The 21,168-nt window shown below is 73.1% G+C and carries 23 protein-coding genes; 18 read left to right on the forward strand and 5 right to left on the reverse strand.

The genetic code is table 11. The features are described 5' to 3' along the window. Positions 1–7 precede the first annotated feature (7 nt). The 3 genes from AW274_RS16810 (at position 8) to AW274_RS16820 (ending at position 1,860) form a co-directional block, all read left to right on the forward strand. Positions 8–739, forward strand: a complete 732-nt coding sequence (locus AW274_RS16810) for a hypothetical protein (protein WP_157520337.1) — start codon at positions 8–10, stop codon at positions 737–739. 70 nt (positions 740–809) lie between these two features. Continuing rightward, positions 810–1,295: a pyridoxamine 5'-phosphate oxidase family protein gene (locus AW274_RS16815; protein WP_062434568.1), complete on the forward strand. Its 486-nt coding sequence runs from the start codon at positions 810–812 to the stop codon at positions 1,293–1,295. An 82-nt stretch (positions 1,296–1,377) separates the two neighbouring features. Next, positions 1,378–1,860 carry a hypothetical protein gene (locus AW274_RS16820; RefSeq protein ID WP_062432747.1) on the forward strand — a complete coding sequence of 161 codons (483 nt, stop codon included), beginning with the start codon at positions 1,378–1,380 and terminating at the stop codon, positions 1,858–1,860. Between the two features lie 2 nt (positions 1,861–1,862). Here AW274_RS16820 and AW274_RS16825 read toward each other — a convergent pair whose 3' ends face one another. Beyond that, the gene (locus AW274_RS16825; RefSeq protein WP_198169255.1) at positions 1,863–3,992 is read right to left on the reverse strand and encodes an AfsR/SARP family transcriptional regulator; all 2,130 of its coding nucleotides are present in this window, start codon (positions 3,990–3,992) and stop codon (positions 1,863–1,865) included. Between the two features lie 187 nt (positions 3,993–4,179). Here AW274_RS16825 and AW274_RS16830 point away from each other — a divergent pair, with 187 nt between their 5' ends. The 10 genes from AW274_RS16830 to AW274_RS16875 are packed head-to-tail and all read left to right on the forward strand — an operon-like array spanning position 4,180 to position 14,675. Continuing rightward, entirely contained in the window at positions 4,180–5,589 is a 1,410-nt protein-coding gene (locus AW274_RS16830) for an aspartate aminotransferase family protein (protein ID WP_062432753.1), read from the forward strand. Then, a complete protein-coding gene (locus tag AW274_RS16835) occupies positions 5,577–6,581 on the forward strand; it encodes an NAD-dependent epimerase/dehydratase family protein (RefSeq protein ID WP_062432756.1) in 1,005 nt (334 codons plus the stop codon). Before AW274_RS16830 ends, AW274_RS16835 begins: the two co-directional genes overlap by 13 nt. Positions 6,582–6,598: 17 nt before the next feature. After that, a complete protein-coding gene (locus AW274_RS16840) occupies positions 6,599–7,540 on the forward strand; it encodes a UbiA prenyltransferase family protein (protein WP_062432759.1) in 942 nt (313 codons plus the stop codon). A gap of 10 nt (positions 7,541–7,550) precedes the next feature. Beyond that, positions 7,551–8,501 carry a glycosyltransferase family 2 protein gene (locus AW274_RS16845; RefSeq protein WP_232320152.1) on the forward strand — a complete coding sequence of 317 codons (951 nt, stop codon included), beginning with the start codon at positions 7,551–7,553 and terminating at the stop codon, positions 8,499–8,501. Continuing rightward, positions 8,498–9,505: a glycosyltransferase family 2 protein gene (locus tag AW274_RS16850; RefSeq protein WP_062432762.1), complete on the forward strand. Its 1,008-nt coding sequence runs from the start codon at positions 8,498–8,500 to the stop codon at positions 9,503–9,505. Before AW274_RS16845 ends, AW274_RS16850 begins: the two co-directional genes overlap by 4 nt. Then, entirely contained in the window at positions 9,502–10,428 is a 927-nt protein-coding gene (locus AW274_RS16855; protein ID WP_062432765.1) for a lysylphosphatidylglycerol synthase domain-containing protein, read from the forward strand. Before AW274_RS16850 ends, AW274_RS16855 begins: the two co-directional genes overlap by 4 nt. Beyond that, positions 10,425–11,390, forward strand: a complete 966-nt coding sequence (locus AW274_RS16860; protein ID WP_198169256.1) for a class I SAM-dependent methyltransferase — start codon at positions 10,425–10,427, stop codon at positions 11,388–11,390. The genes AW274_RS16855 and AW274_RS16860 overlap by 4 nt, the downstream gene beginning before the upstream one ends. Next, positions 11,390–12,628: an endonuclease/exonuclease/phosphatase family protein gene (locus AW274_RS16865; RefSeq protein ID WP_062432768.1), complete on the forward strand. Its 1,239-nt coding sequence runs from the start codon at positions 11,390–11,392 to the stop codon at positions 12,626–12,628. The genes AW274_RS16860 and AW274_RS16865 overlap by 1 nt, the downstream gene beginning before the upstream one ends. Before the next feature lie 5 nt (positions 12,629–12,633). Beyond that, positions 12,634–13,650: a glycosyltransferase family 2 protein gene (locus AW274_RS16870; protein ID WP_062432771.1), complete on the forward strand. Its 1,017-nt coding sequence runs from the start codon at positions 12,634–12,636 to the stop codon at positions 13,648–13,650. Beyond that, positions 13,647–14,675 (forward strand): endonuclease/exonuclease/phosphatase family protein, encoded by a 1,029-nt coding sequence (locus AW274_RS16875; RefSeq protein ID WP_062432774.1) that lies wholly within the window; start codon positions 13,647–13,649, stop codon positions 14,673–14,675. Before AW274_RS16870 ends, AW274_RS16875 begins: the two co-directional genes overlap by 4 nt. Here AW274_RS16875 and AW274_RS16880 read toward each other — a convergent pair. The 3 genes from AW274_RS16880 to AW274_RS16890 are packed head-to-tail and all read right to left on the reverse strand — an operon-like array spanning position 14,628 to position 17,069. After that, positions 14,628–15,425, reverse strand: coding sequence for a DUF6461 domain-containing protein (locus tag AW274_RS16880; protein WP_062432777.1), 798 nt, complete (start codon positions 15,423–15,425; stop codon positions 14,628–14,630). The two genes, AW274_RS16875 and AW274_RS16880, sit on opposite strands and share 48 nt — an antisense overlap. Further along, positions 15,422–16,378 carry an alpha/beta fold hydrolase gene (locus AW274_RS16885; protein ID WP_062432780.1) on the reverse strand — a complete coding sequence of 319 codons (957 nt, stop codon included), beginning with the start codon at positions 16,376–16,378 and terminating at the stop codon, positions 15,422–15,424. The genes AW274_RS16880 and AW274_RS16885 overlap by 4 nt, the downstream gene beginning before the upstream one ends. A 7-nt stretch (positions 16,379–16,385) precedes the next feature. Continuing rightward, complete coding sequence (locus tag AW274_RS16890) at positions 16,386–17,069, reverse strand: isocitrate lyase/PEP mutase family protein (protein WP_232320153.1); 684 nt, start codon at positions 17,067–17,069, stop codon at positions 16,386–16,388. A gap of 218 nt (positions 17,070–17,287) precedes the next feature. Here AW274_RS16890 and AW274_RS41995 point away from each other — a divergent pair, with 218 nt between their 5' ends. The 5 genes from AW274_RS41995 to chrA are packed head-to-tail and all read left to right on the forward strand — an operon-like array spanning position 17,288 to position 20,246. Continuing rightward, positions 17,288–17,875, forward strand: a complete 588-nt coding sequence (locus AW274_RS41995) for a CGNR zinc finger domain-containing protein (protein WP_062432783.1) — start codon at positions 17,288–17,290, stop codon at positions 17,873–17,875. Continuing rightward, the gene (gene mug, locus AW274_RS16900) at positions 17,872–18,417 is read left to right on the forward strand and encodes a G/U mismatch-specific DNA glycosylase (RefSeq protein WP_232320154.1); all 546 of its coding nucleotides are present in this window, start codon (positions 17,872–17,874) and stop codon (positions 18,415–18,417) included. The genes AW274_RS41995 and mug overlap by 4 nt, the downstream gene beginning before the upstream one ends. Next, the gene (locus AW274_RS16905; RefSeq protein WP_062432786.1) at positions 18,407–18,721 is read left to right on the forward strand and encodes a hypothetical protein; all 315 of its coding nucleotides are present in this window, start codon (positions 18,407–18,409) and stop codon (positions 18,719–18,721) included. The genes mug and AW274_RS16905 overlap by 11 nt, the downstream gene beginning before the upstream one ends. A 17-nt stretch (positions 18,722–18,738) precedes the next feature. Then, a complete protein-coding gene (locus tag AW274_RS16910; protein WP_062432789.1) occupies positions 18,739–19,119 on the forward strand; it encodes a MerR family transcriptional regulator in 381 nt (126 codons plus the stop codon). Then, positions 19,116–20,246 (forward strand): chromate efflux transporter, encoded by a 1,131-nt coding sequence (chrA, locus tag AW274_RS16915; RefSeq protein WP_062432791.1) that lies wholly within the window; start codon positions 19,116–19,118, stop codon positions 20,244–20,246. Before AW274_RS16910 ends, chrA begins: the two co-directional genes overlap by 4 nt. Here chrA and AW274_RS16920 read toward each other — a convergent pair whose 3' ends face one another. Beyond that, the gene (locus AW274_RS16920; protein WP_083974381.1) at positions 20,247–21,167 is read right to left on the reverse strand and encodes a ThiF family adenylyltransferase; all 921 of its coding nucleotides are present in this window, start codon (positions 21,165–21,167) and stop codon (positions 20,247–20,249) included. It lies immediately after the preceding gene. Position 21,168 lies beyond the last annotated feature (1 nt).

Raw genomic sequence — 21,168 nt, forward strand, 5'->3', positions numbered from 1 at the left:
CCGAGCCATGATCATGAAATTAGCCGGTGCCGCCGTGGCGGCGCTCGTCCTGTTCGCCGGGCCCGCGCACGCCGCCCCCGTCAAGGGTCAGCCCAGGCTGACCAACAACGCGATCTACAAGAAGCCCGCGCTCAAGAAGGTCTCCTGCAAGGCGGTCAAGGGCACCACCAAGGCGTCGACCGAGAAGTACGTCAAGAAGGTCGTCTCCTGCCTGAACACCGCCTGGAAGGGCGCGATCGACGGCTTCCAGCCAGTCAAGGTGCACTTCAAGCAGGACAAGCAGGCGTGCGCCAGCGGGAACGACATCGCCGGTTCCTACGCCGAGATCTGCACCCAGGCCGTGGACGTCCGGCTCGCCGACGACTGGATCAGGGCCAAGAGCGACGCGATGGCGTTCGCGGCCCTGCTCGACGCCTGGAACGGCGTCGTCCAGGGCATGACGGGCATCGGTTCGGCCTTCCGGTCCATGCCGAACGACCGGACCGGTGAGGACATGGCGGAGCAGACGCACCGCTACTTCCTGCAGGGCGACTGCTTCGCCGGGGTGTCGGCCCGCGCCCTGGGCCGCAAGATCACCGACTTCAAGCAGGTGATCGCGGGCCTGGAGCCGCCGGAGTACTCCTACCTCAAGCACAACGGCAAGCTCGCCAACCGCGTGTACTGGATGAAGAAGGGCTACCAGTCGGGCAGGCCCGGCGCCTGCAACACCTGGACGGCCCCCGCGGCGAAGGTCGCCTAGGAATCCGGCGGCGGGCATGTCGAGAACCGGCGACCGGCTCCGTCCCCGCTCCGAGACGAAGGAGCAGGACATGAACCGACACGACGTCACCGAGGTGCTCGCCCAGCCGATCGCGCGCGACCTGCTGGCTTCCCCGATCCCCGCCCGCCTGGCCTACACCGGCCTCGACGGCGCACCCCGCGCGATCCCCATCGGGTTCTGGTGGGACGGCGCGCACGTCGTCATGGCGACCGTGCCCGCCTCGGCCAAGGTCGGGGCGCTGCGCCGCGATCCCCGGGTGGCCGTGACCATCGACACCGAGCGGGCGTGGCCGCCGAGGGCGCTGCTGATCCGGGGCACGGCCCGGCTCGAAACGGTGGAGGGGGTGCCCGGCTCGTACATCGAGGCGGCCCGCAAGCTCGTCCCGGCCGAGCACTTCGCGGGCTGGGAACAGGGGGTGCGGGAGCTGTACGACCAGATGGTCGTCATCTGCGTCGACCCCGAGTGGGCCAAGCTCCTCGACTTCGAGACCACCTTGCCCAAAGCCGTCGAAGACCTGCTCCTGGCCCGAGCCTGAGGAACGGGGCGGAACGGGATGGAACGCCTTATCTGTGAGGCGGCCGCGACCGGCCGTCTCTCATCATCGATAAGGACAGATCATGAAAAGCGTTCTCAAGCGGCTGGCCGCCGTCGTCGTGGCCGGCGTCGGCGTCGTCAGCCTGGCCACCGCGCCCGCGCAGGCCGCGACCGTCATCACCGCCCACCTGGAGATCGGGTTCAACACCGGCGTGCCGGCCGCCCGGACCATCAACCTGAACGTCCACGTCCCCATGAACGAGTACGACGCCAACGGCTACCTCATCCACGGCGCCAGGATCCAGGTCCGCTTCTACGGCAGCGACCCGGGCAGCGACCCGATGATCTACGGGCCGATCACCTGGTACAGGGGCGACTACGGGCTGACCGCCGGGGCCGACGGCATCCACCTCGACTACGGCTGGGAGGTCCCGCAGGGCTCCTTCCTCAACGAGGACAGCGGCTTCGCCAACAACGGCGACGAGGTCTACATCGTCGCGAAGTTCATCGACGGCGACGGCGCGACCATCAGCGCCACGTCCAACACCGAAGAGGGCATCTACTAGGTTCACTCCACGGCGGCCGTCCCCACCATCTTCAGCGCCCGTTCGAAGTACTCCGCCGCCGGGCCGAACCGCCCCTGCGTCAGATGGTCGTCCCCCATGTCGCACAGTGCCGCGATCGTCCTCGCCGCGTGTACGGCGGTGCGGTGCAGGACCCGCGCGTCGTCGTAGCGCGCGCACTCGTGCAGGTGCCGGTGGAGCGTCGCCGACAGCTCCAGCGCGTGCGCCGGCCAGCCGTGCCGGGCCGCGTGCACGGCCACCGCGAGCAGGTTGGCCAGTTCGGTCTCCACCGCCGCCGACGCCGTCTGCACGTAGTGGTCGAACAGGCGCGTCAGCGCCGACCGGCGGTCGTGGTCGGTGTCCTCGTCGGCCAGGGTCGCGGTCGCGTGGGCGCGGGGCAGGTCGTGGAAGCGGTAGCGCCCGGGGGCGGGTTCCTGGAGCAGGTGGGCGTCGACCAGATCGTCCAGGAGACGGCCCGCGTGTTCGACGGTGGTGCCGACCAGCGCGGCGGCCGCCAGGCGTTCGATGTCCGGTCCGGGGTGGAGGCCGAGCAGGCGGTACATGTCCTGCTGGCCGGGCGGCAGGTGGTGGTACGACAGGTCGAGCGCCGCCGCGATGCTCAGCGGGCCGACCTCCAGTTCGCCCAGCCGGTGCTGGTGGTCGCGCATCCGGTCGGCGAGGTGGGCGGGGGTCCAGCCGGGGCGGATGCGCAGGCGGGCGGCCGCGATCCGGATCGCCAGCGGCAGCCGGCCGCACAGTTCCACGATCTCCGTGAGCAGCCCCGGAGCCTCTCCGCTGACGCGCTGCTCCCCGGCCGTGCGGGCGAACAGCGTGAGGGCGTCGGGGCGCGGGAGCACGTCCAGGGAGAGCGGGCGCACGTCCTCCAGGCCGGCCAGCCGGCGGCGGCCGGTGATCAGGACCAGGCAGGTCGGTGAGCCCGGAAGCAGCGGGCGGACCTGCGCTTCGGTCGCCACGTTGTCGAGCAGCACCAGGACGCGGCGCCCGGCCAGCCGGGTGCGGTAGAGGGCCGCGCGGGCGCCCGGGTCGTGCGGGATGCGGTCGCCGGGGACGCCGAGCGAGCGGAGCAGCTGGTCGAGGGCGTCGCCGGGGTCGACGGGGGCGCCGCCCCGGGTGAAGCCGCGCAGGTCGACGAAGAGCTGGCCGTCGGGGTAGCGGTCGGCCAGCCGGTGGGCGACGTGCACGGCCAGGGTCGTCTTGCCGACGCCGGCCATGCCGTCGACCGCGGCGATCACCGGGCCTCCTTCGCGGGTGGTGGCGAGGTCGTCCAGGAAGGCGATCTCGGCGGTCCGGCCGGTGAAGCTGGCGATGTCGCGCGGCAACTCCCGGGGGACGACCGTCGGGGCGCCCGTCGGGGCGGCCAGGTCGGCGTGGCCGCCGAGGATCTGGTGGTGCAGGCGCTGGAGCGGCGGGCTCGGGTCGATGCCCAGGTCGACGTTGAGGCGCCGGCGCAGGTCGCGGTAGACGCGGAGCGCCTCGGCCTGGCGGCCGGAGCGGTAGAGGGCCAGCATCCACTGGGCGTGCAGGTGCTCGCGCAGCGGTTGTTCGGCGACGAGGGCGGCCAGGTCGGCGAGCAGGTCGTCGTGGTGGCCGAGGGCCAGGCGCGACTCGATCCACGTCTCCTGGGCGGCCAGCTTGCTCTCCTCCAGGCGGATGCGCTCGGCGTCGAGCAGCGGGTCGAGGGCGACGTCCTCGAAAGGGCGGCCTCGCCACAGGCCCAGCGCGCCGCGCAGCCGCTCCGACGCCAGGCCCGGTCTGCCCGCCGTCAGGGCGCGGCGGCCCTGGGCGGCGAGGTCCTCGAAGGTGAGCAGGTCGAGATCGGCGGGGGTCAGCCGGATCTCGTAGCCGCTCGGGACCGTCGACAACAGCGGCGGTTCGGCGCGGCCGGCCAGGCCGAGCACCTGCCGCAGCGCCGACACGTAGGTCCGCAGGGCCACGGCGGCGGTTCTGGGCGGGCGTTGCGGCCACAGGGCGTCGACCAGCCGGTCTACGTGGACCGGCCGGTTGACGTGCAGCAACAGGACGGCCAGCAGGACCCGCTGTTTGGCCGCGCCCAGCCGGACCACTCGGTGGCCGTCGGAGCGGACTTCCAGTGTGCCGAGGACACGAAACCGCATAGACCGGCAATACCACATATTGTTCACATACTGGGATCCTTGTTCCATTCTTCAGTTCAGGCACTTGGGGCCCGGGGGCGTCGCCGGATTTCGTGCCCTACACAATCCGGGTTTCCGGACAAAATCGCCGAACTCTGTCAAGCCACGCCTTTACCGGCTTTTTATGGCCGGGCCGCAAAGTGGCCGCATGTCTGATCTGATCAGCGTCGACGAATGCGAGCAGCTCACCCCCGACCACGTCCACGACCTCTACCGCCGGCACGTCAACCGCAGCCAGGTGTCCCTGATGACCTCCTTCGGCTTCGGCCGTGAACTGGTCGAACGCGCCGAGGGCGCCTACCTCTGGACCCGGTCGGGACGGCGGATCCTCGACTTCACCGGGGGAGTCGGGGTGCTCAACCACGGCCACAACCACCCCCGGATCCTGGCCGCCCGAAAAAGGTTCCAGGAGCGGCAGCGGATGGAGGTGCACAAGACCTATTTCTCTCCGTACGTCGCCGCGCTCGGCCACAATCTCGCCCAGCTGCTCCCGGGCGACTTGAACATGTCCTTCTTTCCCAATTCGGGCGCCGAGGCGGTCGAGGGGGCGGTGAAACTGGCGTACAAGTACCACCGGGGGCGCCGGCACCGGATCCTGCGCGCCGACATCGCCTTCCACGGCAAGCTGCTCGGCTCGGGCAGCCTCACCGGGGCCCACCAGAACTTCACCTTCCCCGGCATCCCGGGCGTCGAGGTCTTCCCGTACGGCGACCTCGACGCCGTCAGGCGGCTGGCCGGGAAGGACGTCTACGCGATCCTGATCGAGCCGTTCAGCGCGTCCACCATGACGGCCTGCTCCGAGGAGTTCCTGCGCGGGCTGCGCGAGATCTGCGACGCCCACGACATCGTGCTCATCTTCGACGAGATCTACACGGGCTGGGGCAAGACCGGCAGCCTCTTCTACTTCATGCGCTACCCCGGCCTGGTGCCCGACGTCGTCACCACCTCGAAGTCGTTCGGCGGCGGCAAGTCGTCCATCTCCGCCTACATCGCCCGGGAGCCCGTCTTCAAGAAGGCGTACGACAACCTCGGCGACTCCCTGATGAACAGCACCAGCACCACCTACTACGGGTTCGGCGAGGAGACCGCCACCGCGATCGAGGCGGTCAACATCGCCGTCGACGACGACTACCCGGCCCGCGCCCGCGCGATCGAGCGGGTGCTCGCGCCCGGCCTCGACCGGATCAGGAAGACCTACCCCGACACGGTGGCCCGGGTCAGCGGGGCCGGCGCGCTCTACGGCGTCTTCCTCGACGGCGGCCCGAAGCTGCTCGACCGGGTGGCGAAGCTGGCCCCCGTCGGGCTGGCCCGCGACCCCAACTTCCGGGTCAAGCTCATCACCTGCGCCGTGATCGACGCCCTCTACCGCGACCACGGCGTCTACGCCTACTACACCCTCAACGGCGCGAACCCGCTGGTCGCCGCCCCGCCGCTGGTGGCGGAGCCGGCCGACGTGGAGTACTTCCTCGACAGCCTCGACCAGACCCTCGCCCAGGGGCTGCTCCGGCTGGTGACCCGATTCGTGAAGGAGAAGGTGGCGCCGCGATGGGGATCGTAGTCACGGGCAGCGCGGGCATGCTGGGCTCGACCCTGCTCCGCCGCCTCCACGAGACCGGCCGACCCGCCTCGGGCGTCGACCTCAACCCGGCCGACGGCGTGGCCGCCGACATCCGCGACACCGCCCGGATGACCCGGTTGTTCGACGGGGCCGACGCCGTCGTCCACACCGCATCGGCGCTGCCCAGCTACCCCGACGCCGAGATCCACAGCGTCATCGTCGAGGGCACCCGCAGCGTGCTGACCGCCGCGCGCGACGCGGGCGTGCCCCGGGTGGTGCACATCTCCTCCACCGCCGTGTACGGCCTGCCGAAGCTGGTCCCCACCCCGGAGGACCATCCCCGCGAACCCGTCGACCCCTACAGCCGGGCCAAGACCGCCGCAGAGGAGGTCGCGGAGAAGTTCCGGGCCGACGGAATGTGCGTGCCGATCATCCGGCCGAAGACCTTCCTCGGCCCGGGACGGATGGGCCTGTTCGCGATGCTCTTCGAGTGGGCCGAGGAGGGCCATGGCTTCCCCATCCTCGGCAGGGGCGGGGCGCGCATCCAGATGCTCGCGATCGACGACCTCGTCGACGCGATCCTGCTGGTCCTCGACGCGCCCGCCGACGTCGCGGGCGACACCTACAACATCGCCGCCGCCGAGTTCGCCACCCTGCGCGAGGACTTCCAGGCCGTGCTCGACGCCGCCGGGCACGGCCGTCGCGTGCGGTCGGTCCCGGCCGGTCCCGCGCTCGCGGTGCTGCGCCTGCTCGGCCGCACCGGCCTGTCCCCGGTGTACGACCGGCTGCTCTACAAGCTGCTCGACGACTCCTACGTCGACATCGCCAAGGCGCGCGACCGGCTCGGCTTCGCGCCGCGCCACGCCAACCGCGACGCCATCCTCGACGCCTACGCGTGGTGGCGGGAGAACGCGCGGGGCCAGAGCGCCGGGCGCACCAGCCGCGACGCCTGGCGGCAGGGCGCGTTGTCCTTCGTCAAGTTCCTCTTCTGACGGCGGGGAGACGCCACATGGGTGTCATCGAGGCGGATCTCGCCGCCCGCGCGCGGCCGGGCCGGATCGGCGATCTGGTCACGCTGCTGCGGCCGCTGCACAGCGTCAAGAGCCTGCTGCTGGTGCCGCTGCCCCTGCTGGACGCCGGCCACTGGACCCTCACCGCGCTCGCCCAGGTCGCGTGGGCGGTCGCCGGGTTCGTGCTGGCCGGGGCCTGCGTCTACGTGGGCAACGACCTGGCCGACCGGCACCGCGACCGGCTGCATCCCGTCAAACGGCACCGGCCGATCGCCGCCGGGCGGATCTCGGTGCGGGCCGCCCACCTCTACCGGACCCTGCTCGTCGTGCTGCTCGCGCTGATCGTCGCCGTGGGGCCCGGCCGGCCCTACTGGCCGCTGCTGGCCTACCTGGCCCTCAACGTGGCCTACAGCCGGTCGCTCAAGCACGTGCCGCTGGTCGACGTCGGCGCGGTCGCGCTGGGGTTCGCGCTGCGGGTCGTGCAGGGGTACGCCGCCATCGGCGCGCCGATCTCCGGATGGCTGGTGGTGACGGTGTTCGCGCTGTCGCTGCTGCTCATCGTCGGCAAACGCCGCCGGGAACTGCTCGACAGCGGCCCCGACCACCGGCCGGCGCTGCGCGGCTACTCGGTCGAGCTGACCGGCCACCTGCTCCAGTTCGCCGCCGTCCTGTCGGCCGTCGCCGGGCTGGTGTACGTGCGGACCGAGGCGCCGCTCGGGCCCTACGGGCCGGGGGCGCTGGTGCTGGCCACCCCGTTCGTGCTGTTCGCCCTGTTCCGCTACCTGCAGGTGGTGCTCGTCGACGGCGGGGGAGGCGACCCGGTGCGCGGCCTGCTCGGCGACCGGGGGCTCGCGGTCACGGCGCTGGGGCTGGCCATCGTGCTCGGGACCGCCTTCGTCCTGGCCCGCAACCCCGCCCTGGCCGACGTCCTGGTGCGGTGAAGGAGACCCGATGACCCTCGTGTCGATCGTCATCCCGGCCTACAACGCCGCCAAGACCCTCCGGCTCTGCCTGGCCTCGGCGCTGGCCCAGACCCACCGTCCCCTCGAAGTCATCGTCGTCGACGACGCCAGCACCGACGGCACCCCCGAGACAGCCGCCGAATACCCGTGCGTGGTGGTCCGGCAGCCGTACAACCAGGGGGTGTCGGCGGCCCGCAACAGCGGGGCCGCGCGGGCCCGCGGCGAGGTGCTGTTCTTCCTCGACTCCGATGTCGCCCTCGCGCCCGACGCGGTTGCCGCCGCCGTGCGCCTGCTCGCCGCCGACCCCGGCTGCGGCTGCGTCTACGGGGTGTACGACCGGGAGCCGCTCATCGACGACGGCCCCGTCGAGGTCTACCGCACCCTCCACCTGCACCACGCGCTCAGCCGGGGGGCGGGCCCGACGGCGACGGCGGTCTTCGCCCTCGCCGCCCTGCCCCGGACGGTGTTCGAGCAGGTCGGCCCGTTCGACGTCACCCTGCGCGCGGCCGAGGACGACGAGTACAGCGAACGGCTGCTGGCCGGGCACCGCATCCGCCTGTCGGGCGCGATCACCGGCCGGCACGACGAGGCCGACCGGCTGCTGCCGCTGCTCGCCGAGCAGTTCCGGCGGGCGCGGCTGCTGCGCCGGTCGGCCCGCAACCGCCTGCGCAAGGACGCGCTCGTGGTCAACCGCGTGAGCGGCGTCGCCGCCGCCGCGCTCACCCTCGCCACCCTCCCGCTCGGCCCGTTCGTCCCGGCGCTGCCGGTGCTCTTCCTGCTGGCGTTCGCGGCGGCCGATCCGCCGCTGGCCCGGTTCGTCTGGCGCGAGCGCGGGCCCGCCTTCCTCCTCTACTTCGTCGCGGTGCACTTCCTCGTCCACACGGCCCTGCTCGCCGGGGCGGCGGCCGGATGGCTCCCCAGAAAGGCCGGTGACTCATGAGACCGCTGGTCTCCGTGATCATCCCCAACTACAACTACGGCTACGTGCTCGGCCAGTGCCTGGAGGCGGTCCGCGCGCAGACCTACCCGAACGTCGAGATCGTCCTGGTGGACGACTGCAGCACCGACGACAGCGTGGCCGTCGCCCGCGCCATGGGCGTCGAACCGCTCAGCACCCCCCGCAACGGCGGCGTGTGCGTCGCCCGCAACCTCGGCGTCGAGCACGCCCGGGGCGAGATCCTGTTCTTCCTCGACTCCGACGTCGCCCTCGCCCCCGACGCCGTCGCCGAGGCGGTCGCGATGCTAGCGGCCGACCCCGCGATCGGCGCGGTCAGCGGCAACTACGAGGCGATCCCGCTCAACCGGGTCAGCCTGGTCCGCGAATACCGCAACCTCTACCGCCACTACTGGTATCTGGTCGCCGAGGGCCCGATCACCGGCTTCCTGCCGGTCGCCATCATCGCCTTCCCGGCCCGCGTCTGGGCCGAGGTCGGGCCGTGGACCGACGCGCTCAAGCAGTCGGAGGGCGCCGACGTCGGCGAACGCCTCGCCGACCGCGGCTACACGGTGGTGCTCACCTCGGCCGTGCGCGGCCGCCACGACGACGACGCCGAGGTGCGCACCGCGCTCTGGAAGGTCTTCACCCGCACCCGCATGCACGTGCCGTTCTTCCTGCAACGCCGCTACGCCGCCGGCGTCGTCGGCTCGCCCGAGTCGGGCGCGAGCCTGGCCGCCGCGCTGGCCGCCGCCACCCTGCCGGTCCCCCTGCTGACCGGCCTGCCCTGGACGGCCGCGCTGCCCGTCCTGCTGCTGCTGTCGTGGTTCTGGATCGACCGCCGCATGTACCGGTTCGTGCTGAGCAGCCGCGGCGCCGCCTTCACGCTCTACTTCGCCGCGATGCACTTCCTGATCAACCTCACCATCGCCGCCGGGGCGGGTGCCGGCATCCTCCAGTGGCTGACCTCCCGCTCCTTCCGCCGCCTCTACACGCGGGTGCCCGCGTGAAGCGGGTGCTGCGCTGGACCGCCGTCGTGCTCGTGCTCGCCTTCCTCGGCTGGCAGCTGTGGCGGGTGCGGCACGGCGTCGGCGACAGCCTGCGCCAGGTCGGCTGGTCGACCTCGATCCTGGCCGCCGTGCTCGCGGCGGTCGGCGGGCTGCCCGGGTTCTTCGCGTGGCGGCTGCTGCTCGCCGGGCTCGGCACCCGGCTCACGCTGCCGGTCGCCGCCCGCGTCTTCTTCCTGGCCGGGATCACCCGGTACCTGCCCGGCGGGGTCTGGCCGGCGGTCGCGCACGCGGCGATGGCCCGTCCGCTCGGCGCGCCGCCCGCCCGGCTGGCCGGGGCGTTCGTGGCCACGCAGGGGCTCGGGGTGGTGTCCGGGCTGCTGGTGGGGCTGATCGCACTGCCGTGGCTGGTGGCCGCCGAGCCGATCTGGTGGGCGCTGCTGCCGCTCCTGGGCGCCTCGCTCATCCCCCTGGTGGCCCCCCGGCTGCTGGAACGGCTGCTCGGCGTGGCCCAGCGGGTGCTGCGCCGGGGCGGGGGAGAACCGGTGACCCTGCCGGGGCGGCGCACGCTGCTCACCGTCACCGGGCTGCTGTCCGTCGGCTGGCTGATCAGCGGGCTGCACGTCGGCGTGCTCGCCGTCGCGCTCGGGGCCTCGCCCGCCGGGGCGCTGTCGGTGGGGATCGGCGGGTTCGCGCTCTCCACCGTGGCCGGGATCTTCACGCTCGTCATGCCGTCGGGGCTCGGCCCGCGCGAGGTCGTGCTCGGGCTCACCCTCGCCACCCTGCTGACCGGGCCCGCGCTGATCACCCTGGTCGCGCTGAGCCGGGTGCTGATCACCGTCGTCGACCTCATCTCGACCGCCGTCGTCCTGGCGGCGCTGTCCCGGACCCGTATCGCCCCTCTCGCCGAAGGAGTGTCGTCATGACGTCTCAGCTCAAGCACCTTTCCCGGCAGGTGCCGGCCGGGCCGGTGTCGGGGGCGCTGCTGCGGATGATCAGCGCCGTGCCGTTCGCCGACCGGCCGTTCGCCTGGCTCGAACGGCACCCGGGGGTGCACGGGGTGGTGCTGTCGGCGTTCGGGCTGCGCCGCCCGATCTTCATCGACCACCCGATCGACCCCGAGCCCCGGTTCGGCCACGGCCGCCCCGCGCACGCCGAGCTGACCGCCCTCATCGAGCGGGGCCGCGACCGCTACGCCGACCGGCTGACCCGCTTCCGAGACCTCGCCCCCGCGCTGGCCGGCATCCCGGTCCGCGACCGGCCGTCCGGCACCACGCCGTACTGGGACAACGGCTGGTTGCCGCCGCTCGACGCGCTCGGCCTCTACGGCCTGCTCGCCGAGACCGACCCGCGCCGCTACGTGGAGATCGGCTCCGGCAACTCGACGAAGTTCGCCCGCCGCGCCATCGCCGACCACGGCCTGCGCACCCGCATCACGTCGATCGACCCGGCCCCCCGCGCGAACGTCGACGCCCTGTGCGACGTGGTGGTGCGCAGCCCGCTCGAACGCGCCGACCTGTCGGTCTTCACCGGCCTCGAACCGGGCGACGTCGTCTTCCTCGACGGCTCCCACCGGGTGCTGATGGGCTCCGACGTGACGGTGTTCTTCTTCGAGGTGCTGCCGCTGCTGCCGCCCGGCGTGCTGGTGCACCTGCACGACATCATGCTGCCCTTCGACTACCCGCCCGAGTGGCGCTGGCGGCACTACTCGGAGCAGTACCTGCTGGCCGCCTTCCTCCTCGGCGACCCCGGCCGTCACGAGATCGAGCTGCCCAGCGCGTTCGTCCAGCACGACCCGGAACTGCGCGGGCTGCTGCGCCCGCTGTGGGAACGGCTCGGCGTCACCCAGCACTACCTGCCCGCGTCGTTCTGGTTCCGGCGGACGTGATGCTCGACTCGGCGGAGCGCCGGGAGGCCCCTGAGAAGGGCGGTCCCGGCGCGGTCCGGACCCTCCGGTGGGCGGCCGTCGCCGTGCCGGTGGCCTGGCTGGCGGTCACCGTCGTCAACTGGCTGAGCGGGGACTTCTGGTGGTGGGGCGGCGCGGCGCCGCTGGTGGTGTTCTTCGCCGTCCCGCTGCTGGTCGTCGCGGCCGTGCCGATGCTGACGCTGCGGCGGCGGGTGCCGTCGCGGCGCGACCGGGCGCTGGTCAGCCTGGCGGCGGCCGCGCTGGTGCTCATCGCGGCGCGCCTGGTGCTGAGCGGCCGGACCTGGCTCTGGGTCGTGCCCGACCTGGTGATCCCGCCCGTCCTGTTCCTGCTGGTCCCGGCGGTCCTGCTGCTGGCCGTGCCGCTGGCGGGCAGGACCCGGTGGTGGACGGCCGCCCTCGCCGCCGCGGCCCTGGCACTGGGCGCGACCCAGGCCGGGATTCACGTCGGCGCGGCCGGCGGCCCGGCCCCGCCGGGCGCGGTGAAGATCGTCTCCTGGGACGCCTACTGCTGGGACACCGACGACGACCCCGACCGGTTCCTGCGCTACCTCAAGCAGTGGCGGGCCGACGTCTACCTGCTCCAGGAGCACTCGGGCTGCGGCCCGGGCGCGCCCACCCCCATCGACGACGCCGACCGGCTGCGCCGCGAGTTCCCCGGCCACCACATCGCCACCCTCGACGGCCTCCTCACCGTCTCGCGCTTCCCGGTGGCCGGGCAGGCGGCGGTGGGGGAGGCGGTCAACCCGTACGCGCCGAGCTGGCGGCACGCCGCGCTGCGCACCGACCTCGCCATCGGCGGGCGCACCGTCTCGGTCTACAACGTGCACCTGTTCGACATGCTCTACCTGAGCGCCAGCCCGCTGTCCCCGCGCTTCTACGAGGCCATCGCGACCCTCGACACCGCCCGCAAGAAGCAGTTCGACGCGCTGGCCGCCGACCTCGCCGCCAACCCGAACCCGGTCGTGGCCTCCGGCAACCTCAACACCCTGCCCGGCATGGGACACCTGCGCGCCCTCGACGGCCTGACGGCCGCGCAGGGCCCGCTCCTCCCGGCGTCCCTGTCGTTCGCCGGGTTGCGCCTGTGGCGCATGGACTGGACCTTCACCTCCCCGGAGCTGGCCGTCCACGGCTACGACCTGCACTCCCCGGACGGCCTGTCCACCCACCACCTGCAAGAGCTGTTCGTCTCGGAGGCGTGACACCGATGGAAGCCCCCCTGGTCACCGTGATCGTGCCGACCTACAACCACGCCCGGTTCCTCCCGCTGGTCCTGGCGGCGATCCGGGATCAGACCCACACGCCGCTGGAGGTCGTCGTCGTGGACGACTGCAGCACCGACGGCTCGGCCGGCGTCGCCGCGTCGGCGGGCGTGCCGGTGCTGCGCACCCCCGGCAACAGCGGCCCCGCCGTCGCCAGGAACCTGGGCGCGGCGCACGCGAACGGGGAGATCCTCTTCTTCGTCGACTCCGACGTCGCCCTGGCCCCCGACGCGGTCGCCACCGCCGTGGCGATGCTGGCGGCCGACCCGGCGCTCGGCGCGGTCTGCGGCATCGAGGACCCCGACCCGCTGATCCGCTCGACCCGCGTCGAGGACTACCGCGCCCACCAGCACCACTACTGGTCGATCGCGTCGGAGGGCGAGGTGTCGTTCCTGTGGTCGGCGATGTTCGCCATCCGCGCCTCGGTGTTCCGCGAGACCGGCCCGTTCAACCCCGATCTGCGCCACACCGAGGAGGTCGACTACGGGCGTCGTCTCAGCGATCATTACCGGGTGCGGATCACGCGCGCCGTCCGCGGCCGGATGGGCCACGACCGCGAACTCCCGACCCTGCTGCGCAAGCTGTTCCAGCGCGGCCGCATGCGCGTCCCCCTCTACGCCCGCCGCCGCCGCTTCGCCCAGGGCTACGAGACCCCCGCGCGGGCGCTGGCGTCACTGGCGTCGGCGCTCGCGGTGCTCACCCTCCCCGCGCCGTTCCTGCTGGGCCCGTGGTGGGCGGCGCTCCCGGCCGCGTTCCTGGCCGCCTGGGCGCTCGGCGACGCGGGCATGTTCCGGTTCGTCTTCGCCCGCAAGTGCCCGCTGTTCGGCGCCTACTTCGTCGCCGTCCACTTCGTGGTCGGCCTCGCCATCCTCGCGGGCGTCGCGGCCGGCGCCCTCCAGTGGCTGGCGTCCCCTTCCTTCCGGCGCCTGTACGACGCCCGCACCCCCGAGCCGGCCCGTTGAGGAAGGCGGCCGGGATCGCGGCGGCCGGCTGGCTCGGCTTCGTGATCCTGCACCACCTGCTCAGCGGCCGGTTCTGGTTGTGGCTGATCCCCGACCTGATCCCGCCCGCCCTCTATCTGGCCGTCCCGGTGACCCTGCTGGCGGCCGCCCGGTGCCGAGGCCGCGCGGCCCTGCTGGCCGCCGGTTCGCTGCTGCTGGGAGTCCCGCACGGCGGCCTCAACCCCGCCGCCCTGACCGCCCCCGGCGGCCCGCCCCCGGCCGGAGCGGTGCGGGTCTTCTCGTGGAACACCGAATACTGGCACCAGGACGACGACCCGGCGGCCTTCTACCGCTTCCTCACCGACCAGCACGCCGACGTCTACGTGCTCCAGGAGTACCTGAACTGGGTCGGCGACCGCCCCCGCGAGGTCGACGACCTGGCGGCCCTGAAACGGGAGTTCCCCGGCTACCACCTCGCGGCCGAGGGCGAACTCGTCACGGTGTCGCGCTTCCCCATCGTGGCCGCCCGCCCGGTCGTCGACCCGGCCGGCCCGTCGTGGCAGGCGGCCTTCGACCTCGCCAAGATCCTCCGCACCGACCTGCGGATCGGCCCGTCGACGCTGTCGGTCTACAACGTGCACATCCCGGCCCAGTACGTCCTGAACGAGAACCCGTTCACCACCCGCTTCTACACCGAGCTGCGCAGCCGCGGCGACCGCCGCGACACCCAGTTCGGCGCACTGCTGGCCGACCTCGCCGCCAACCCGTCGGCGGCCCTGGTCAGCGGCGACTTCAACAGCACCGGCGCGATGGGGGAGCTGCGCCCGCTGTTCGACCGGCTGACGAGCGCCAACACGGCGAACCGTTCGATCTTCCCGACGTCGTGGTACGCGGGCGTGCTCCCCCTGTGGCAACTCGACTGGACGTTCACGAGAGGGCTGACGATCCACCAGAGCGACCTTTCAGACCCGCGCGGCCTGTCCGACCACCGGGCCCAGTCAGTGACGATCAGTACGGATCGCGGCGCCGAGGACCGGCCGGCGTAGGTCGGCCGGGGTGATCACCACACCCGTCACCCGGGAGGCGAGAGCCAGGGCCATCGGGTGGGCGTTGTCGAGGGAGTCGTCGGCGGCCGGGTCGACGCCCAGCTCGCGCAGATGCCGGTCGAGCCGGCCGGGGTCGGTCCCTGACCGGCGGACGGGGTAGCCCGGGTCGAGGGCGGTCACGACGTGGCCGTCGACGGCGTAGGAGAGCCGATGGTGGGCGTAGTCGTGCCGGAGCACCGACACGGCCTCGCCCCCGTCGCGTGAGAGGGCGGACAGGGTCTCGGGCTCGGAGCCGCGCCAGCCGAAGTCCTCGACGGCGACGGTCCAGCCGCCGATCCGGCGGACGGTGACGATCTGGGGGCCCTCGGGGTAGTAGGTGTGGTCGTCGACGTCGATCTGCCGGATGTCCGCGTCGGCCGCGCCGAGCCGCCGCAGCGTCTCGTGTTCGTCGAGGTCGCGGACGAAGACGACGGTGTAGACGTCGCCGAGCTCGCTCCGGCTCTCCCACGCGTAGTCGTCCGGCGACGGGCCGGGGGTCCGGGCGGTGGCGTGGACCAGCTCGTACGTGTCGGCCTCGTCCCAGACCTCCGGGTGGGCGGCGAGGAAGGCGTCCACGAACACCTGGGCGACCCGGCCGCGTTCGCTGACCGGGTGGCCCTGGTCCTTGGCCCAGGCGCGGATGCGGTCGGAGACGTCCCGTCCGAGTGTCCGGTGGGTCACCCGGAGGGGGGTGAAGTCGACGTCGCTCACAGGGTGGTCAGCCAGTCGGTCAGGATGCGGTTGACCTCTTCGGGGCGTTCCTGCTGGATCCAGTGGCCGCAGCCGTCGAGCACGTGGGAGGAGACCAGGCCCGGCAGCGTGGTCGGGTAGGCGGCGATGGCGCCGGCCATCCACGTCACGGTGGCGTCGAGGGCGCCGGCGGCGAACAGCGACGGCTGGGTGATGGGGGCGCCGTCGAACTCGGCCAGGTCCTCCCAGTCGCGGTCCATGTTCCGGTAGCGGTTGAGGGCGCCGCGCAGGCCGGTGCGTTCGAACTCGGCGGCGTAGACGTCGAGGTCGGCTTCGCTCAGCCAGGCGGGCAGCCGGTCGGCGGGGAACCGGTCGCGCAGCCTGCCGCCCCCGGAGACGAAGTGGGGGTCGGTCGTGTGCGGCATCGTGTCGGCCGACAGGGCGGCGTAGAAGCCGGCGAGCCAGCCGCGCACGTCGGGTTCGATCTCGGCCTCGGCCCGGCCGGGCTCCTGGAAGTAGCTGATGTAGAACTCGTCGTCGCCGCCCATCGCCGCGAAGATCTCGGTGGGGCGGGGCCCGCCGCGCGGGGCGTAGGCGACGCTCAGCAGGCCGACCGCGCGGAAGACGTCGGGCCGCAGGAGGGCGGAGTGGGCGGCGATCGACGAGCCCCAGTCGTGCCCGACGACCACCGCCGACTGTTCGCCCAGCGCCTGGACCACCGCGACGTTGTCCTCGACCAGCTCCACCATCCGGTAGGCCGCCACGTCGTGGGGCTTGGACGAGCGGCCGTAACCCCGCACGTCGACGGCCGCGACGCGGTATCCGGCCTCGGCCAGCACCGGGATCTGCCGCCGCCACGAGTACCACGACTCGGGGAACCCGTGCACGAGCAGCACCAGCGGCCCCGACCCCTGCTCCACCAGGTGGATGCGGCCGGCGGCGGTCTCGACCAGGCGATGGGTGAGTGCGTTCATCCCTCCATCATCCGACGGATTCGAACGCGCTGTTCACCACCCCGAAGTCCGCCGCGTCCGCGAGCGCCCCGTACGTGCCCGACGTGAGGATCTCGGCGGCGGCCCTCCCGGCCAGGCCGTAGGCCGCCTGCGAGATCGACGACCCGAGGCTGACCCGCCGCACGCCCGCCTTCCGCAGCGCCTCGACGTCCGGGGCGCCGGGGCCGGCCATCGCGTTGACCGGCAGCGACGTCCGGGACACGAGTTCGGCCAGCGTCGCCAGGTCGAGGAGGCCGGGCACGAGCAGGCTGTCGGCGCCCGCCTCCGCGTAGGCGGCGGCGCGGGTCACCACGTCGTCGAGGCGGCCGGCCGGGTCGCCGATCCCGAACAGGAAGACGTCCGTGCGGGCGTTGATCAGCAGTTCGGGCAGGCCCGCGTCGGCGGCCGCCTGACGGGCCGCGCGGATACGTCCGGCCTGGTCGGCGACGTCGAAGAGCGGGCCGCCGGGCGCGGTGCAGTCCTCCAGGTTGACGCCGACCGCGCCGATCACCGCTGTCACGCTCTCGGCGACGTCCTCCGGGCCGGGGCCGTAGCCGCCCTCGATGTCGGCCGTGACGGGCAGCTCGACGGCGGCGGTGATGCGGGCGACGGCGTCGGCGGCCTCGGCGCGGGTCAGGTGCTGGTCGTCGGGGCGGCCGAGGGCCCACGACACCCCGGCGCTGGTGCCTTGGCCCCGGCGGCGGCGATCATCGCGGCGCTGCCGGCGTCCCAGGCGTTGGGCAGCAGCAGGATCCCGTCGGCGTGCAGGTCGCGAACGCGCGGGCCTTGGCGTGCAGGTCGTCGGTCATGGTCGTCCCCCTGAGATGCAACCCACGGGTTACAGTCGCTCCGTAACCTGTCAAATGAGATAAAGAGGGTTACACTGGGAGGGTGCAGCCGGACACGCTGATCGGACTGGGCGGACACCCCGCCCTCGATTTCCTCAACAGCCACCTCGTCTTCCACCGGGAGACGTTCGAGCTCCTCGGCGACGGCACGGCCTACCTCGACTGGCTGGAAGCCGAACACCTCGTCGACGCCGGCGACAGGGCGGCCGCCGAGACCGACCCGGGCCTCGACGCCGCCGCCCGCGCCGCCGTCGGCCTGCGCGACACGCTGCGCCCGGTGATCGCCGCGTGGGCGGCCGGCACGCCCGGCGCCCCCGATGACGCGACCCTGGCCGCGCTGAACGGGCTGGTCCGGGTCGGCCGGCGCTGGGACGAGGTCGTGCCCGCCGACGGCGGGCTCGCCTACCGGCCGCGCCGCGCGTGGGGGAGCCCCGAGGCGCTGCTCGCCCCGGTCGCGGAGGCGGTCGCCGACCTGTTCGTCCACGGCGACCGGGCGCTGGTCCGGGTGTGCGACGACGTGACCTGCGGCCTGTGGTTCTACGACACCACCAAGTCCCGCCGCAGGCGCTGGTGCTCCATGGCGATCTGCGGCAACCGGGCCAAGGTCCGCCGCCACCGGATGGCGACGTGAACCCGCTGCCCGACGTCCTCGCCGAAGACCTGGACGTCGTCTTCGTCGGCATCAACCCCGGCCTCACCTCGGCCGCGCGGGGGCACAGCTTCGCCACCCCGGGGAACCGGATGTGGCCCGCCCTGCACCGCTCCGGGTTCACGCCCCGGCTGCTGCGCCCCGAGGACGAACGCGACCTGCTGCCCCTCGGCCTCGGGCTGACCACGATCGTCCGCCGGGCGACGTCCAAGGCCGCCGACCTCGCCACCGGGGAGTACGTCGCCGGCGGCCGCGACCTGGTCGCCCGCATGGCGCCCCTGCGCCCGCGATGGCTGGCCCTGCTGGGCGTCACCGGCTACCGCCGGGCCTTCGGCGTGCCGGGCGCGACCATCGGCCCGCAGCCCGGCCGCCTCGCCGGGGCGCGGGTGTGGGTGCTGCCGAACCCCAGCGGGCTGAACGCCCACTACCCGCCCGAGGCGCTCGCCGCCGAGTTCACCCGGTTCCGGCTGGCGGCTTGCATCCGGTACCCACGTACAGCCTTACCGTCGGGGCATGACGCCTGACATCTCCGCCTGCACCCTGCCCACCGCCGAACGGCCGCTGCGCGTCGCCGAGTTCGACACGTTGTTCGCCGAGGCGGTGCGCGGCGTGCGGCGCGAAAGCCCGGAGCGGCTGCGGTTCGAGCTCGCCCACGAACCCGGGTACGCTGCCCGCGCCGCCCACCTGGCGGTCCGGGAGCACGGCTGCTGCTCGTTCTTCACCTTCACCCTCACCGTCGCCGACGGCGGCCTCACGCTGGACGCGACGGTGCCACCCGGGCACGAAGACGTGCTCGACGCGATCGAGGCCCGCGCCGCCGGCCGCTGACGAGAGGAGAATCCGCGATGGACGGGTCGTACCTGCGCACCGGGCAGGTGGCCGAACGGGCCGGGGTGAACGTCCAGACGCTGCGCTACTACGAGCGGCGCGGACTGATCGCCGAGCCGGGCCGCAGCCTCGGCGGCCACCGCTGCTATCCGCCCGACACGGTCGCCCTCGTCGGCGCGATCAAGGCCGCGCAGCGGCTCGGCTTCACCCTCGACGAGGTGGCCGGCCTGCTGGCGACCGGCCGGTCGACCCCGGACCTCCGCGACCGGGCCCGCGCCAAGATCGCCGAGATCGACGCGAAGATCGCCGGCCTGGCCGGCGTCCGGCGGGCGCTGAGCCGGGTGGTCGCCGCCCGCTGCGACAGCCTGACCGACTGCACCTGCCCCGAGCTCGCATGACGGGCCGCCACCGGCTGGGCGAGGTGACGGCCGTCTTCCTCAAGCTGGGTGTCATCGCCTTCGGCGGGCCCGCCGCGCACACCGCGATGATGCGCGACGAACTGGTGCGCCGCCGGGGCTGGGTGAGCGACCAGCGGTTCGTCGACCTGATGGGCGCGACCAACCTCATCCCCGGCCCCAACTCCACCGAGCTGGCCATCCACCTCGGCTACGACCGGGCCCGCTGGCGCGGGCTGCTGGTGGCCGGGGTCTGCTTCATCGTGCCGGCCGCGCTCATGGTGACGGCCCTGGCCTGGGTGTACGTCACCTACGGCGGCACCCCCGAGATCCGGGGCGTGCTCTACGGGGTGGTGCCGGCCGTCATCGCGATCATCGTGCACGCGCTGACCGGCCTGCTGCGCACCGCGATCAAGAACCTCTGGCTCGCGGTCCTGGCGGTCGCGGCCCTGGCCGCCTACTTCCTCGGCGTCAACGAGCTGCTGATCCTGGCCTCGGGCGCGCTGCTGGCCGCCGCCACGACGGCCGCCCGCCGGGGCCTGCTCGCCGTGCCGCTCCTCGGGCCGGTGGCCGGCGGCCTGCCCGTCTTCCCCGACCCGACCGGCGGGCAGCTCACGCAGCTGTTCCTGACCATGCTGAAGATCGGTTCGGTCCTGTACGGCAGCGGCTACGTCCTGCTCGCCTTCCTGCGCGGCGACTTCGTCGAACGGCTCGGCTGGATCAGCGGCCGGCAGCTCGCCGACGCCGTCTCCATCGGCCAGGTGACCCCCGGGCCCGTCTTCACCACCGCGACCTTCATCGGCTACCTGGTCGCCGGTCCGCTCGGCGCGTTCCTGGCCACCGTGGCGATCTTCCTGCCGTCGTTCGTCTTCGTCGGCCTGCTCACCCGGCTCACCGACCGGCTCCGCGCCGCCGAGTGGACCTCCGCGCTCCTCGACGGCCTCAACGCCGCCGCCCTCGCCCTCATGGCCGGGGTCTCCTGGCAACTCGGCGTCACCGCGATCGTCGACCCGCTGACCGTCGCCGTCGCCGCGGTCACGCTGGTGCTGCTCTGGACGACCCGGCTCAACAACGCCTGGTTCATCGCCGCGGGGGCCGCGATCGGCCTGGCCCACACCCTGCTCACCTGATCACCCGTACAGCGCGGCCGGGTCGAGGTGGTAACGCCCCGACGCGACCGGTTCGCCGAGCAGCAGCCGCCGGGCGGCGTCGGTGACCGCGCCCGCGCCCACCGCCACGTCGGAGGCCAGCTGCGGCCAGCTCGCCAGGGTCCGGCCGACCTCCGGCAGGGACGCCCGCATCCGGGGGCTCAGCGAGTCGAACATCGCCAGGACGTACCGGATCTTGTCCTTGGGCGCCAGCCCGATCAGGTCGTCGGCGCTGACGTCGCCGAGGCGGCCGTGGAAGATCGGGCGGCCGGGTTCGAGGTCGAAGCGCTCGACGTCGAGCATGCCGCGGTCGCTCGTGCTCATCAGCACCGGGATGCGCAGGTCGCGTGCGCGTTCGCGCACGGCCACCTTCGCGTAGAGGTCGTCGCACTCCTCGACGACGAGGTCGAGGCCGTCGAGGAACACCTCGACGTTGGCCGGGGTGACCCCTTCGGGGAAGGTCTCGACGTCGAGGTAGGGGTCGATCTCGTACATCTGGCGGGCGGTCACGACCGTCTTCTCCAGGCCGAGGTCGGGCAGCCCGGCGCGGATCCGGTTGAGGTTCGTCAGGTCGAGCCGGTCGAAGTCGGCGATCCTGAACGACCCGCCGACGCCCTCCATCGTCAGGGTGAGCGCGGTGCCGTTGCCGACCGACAGGCCGACCACGCCGATCCGGGCCGCGCCGAGCCGCCGCTGCTCCGCGGGGGTGATCTTGTTCCGGTTGCGGTCGGTGCGCAGCCGCCGGAACTCCTCGGCCGGGTGGGTGCGCACCAGCACCGCCGACCACGGGTACCAGACCCAGGTCCCGTCGCCGAGAGGGTCGTGGACGCGGCGGACCGCACCCGAGCCGAGCAGTTCCTCGGCCTGGGTCTCGGTCAGCAGGGCGGGGCGCCATTCGTCCACG

It is taken from the genome of Herbidospora daliensis (assembly GCF_001570585.1).
GTDB lineage: Bacteria > Actinomycetota > Actinomycetes > Streptosporangiales > Streptosporangiaceae > Herbidospora > Herbidospora daliensis.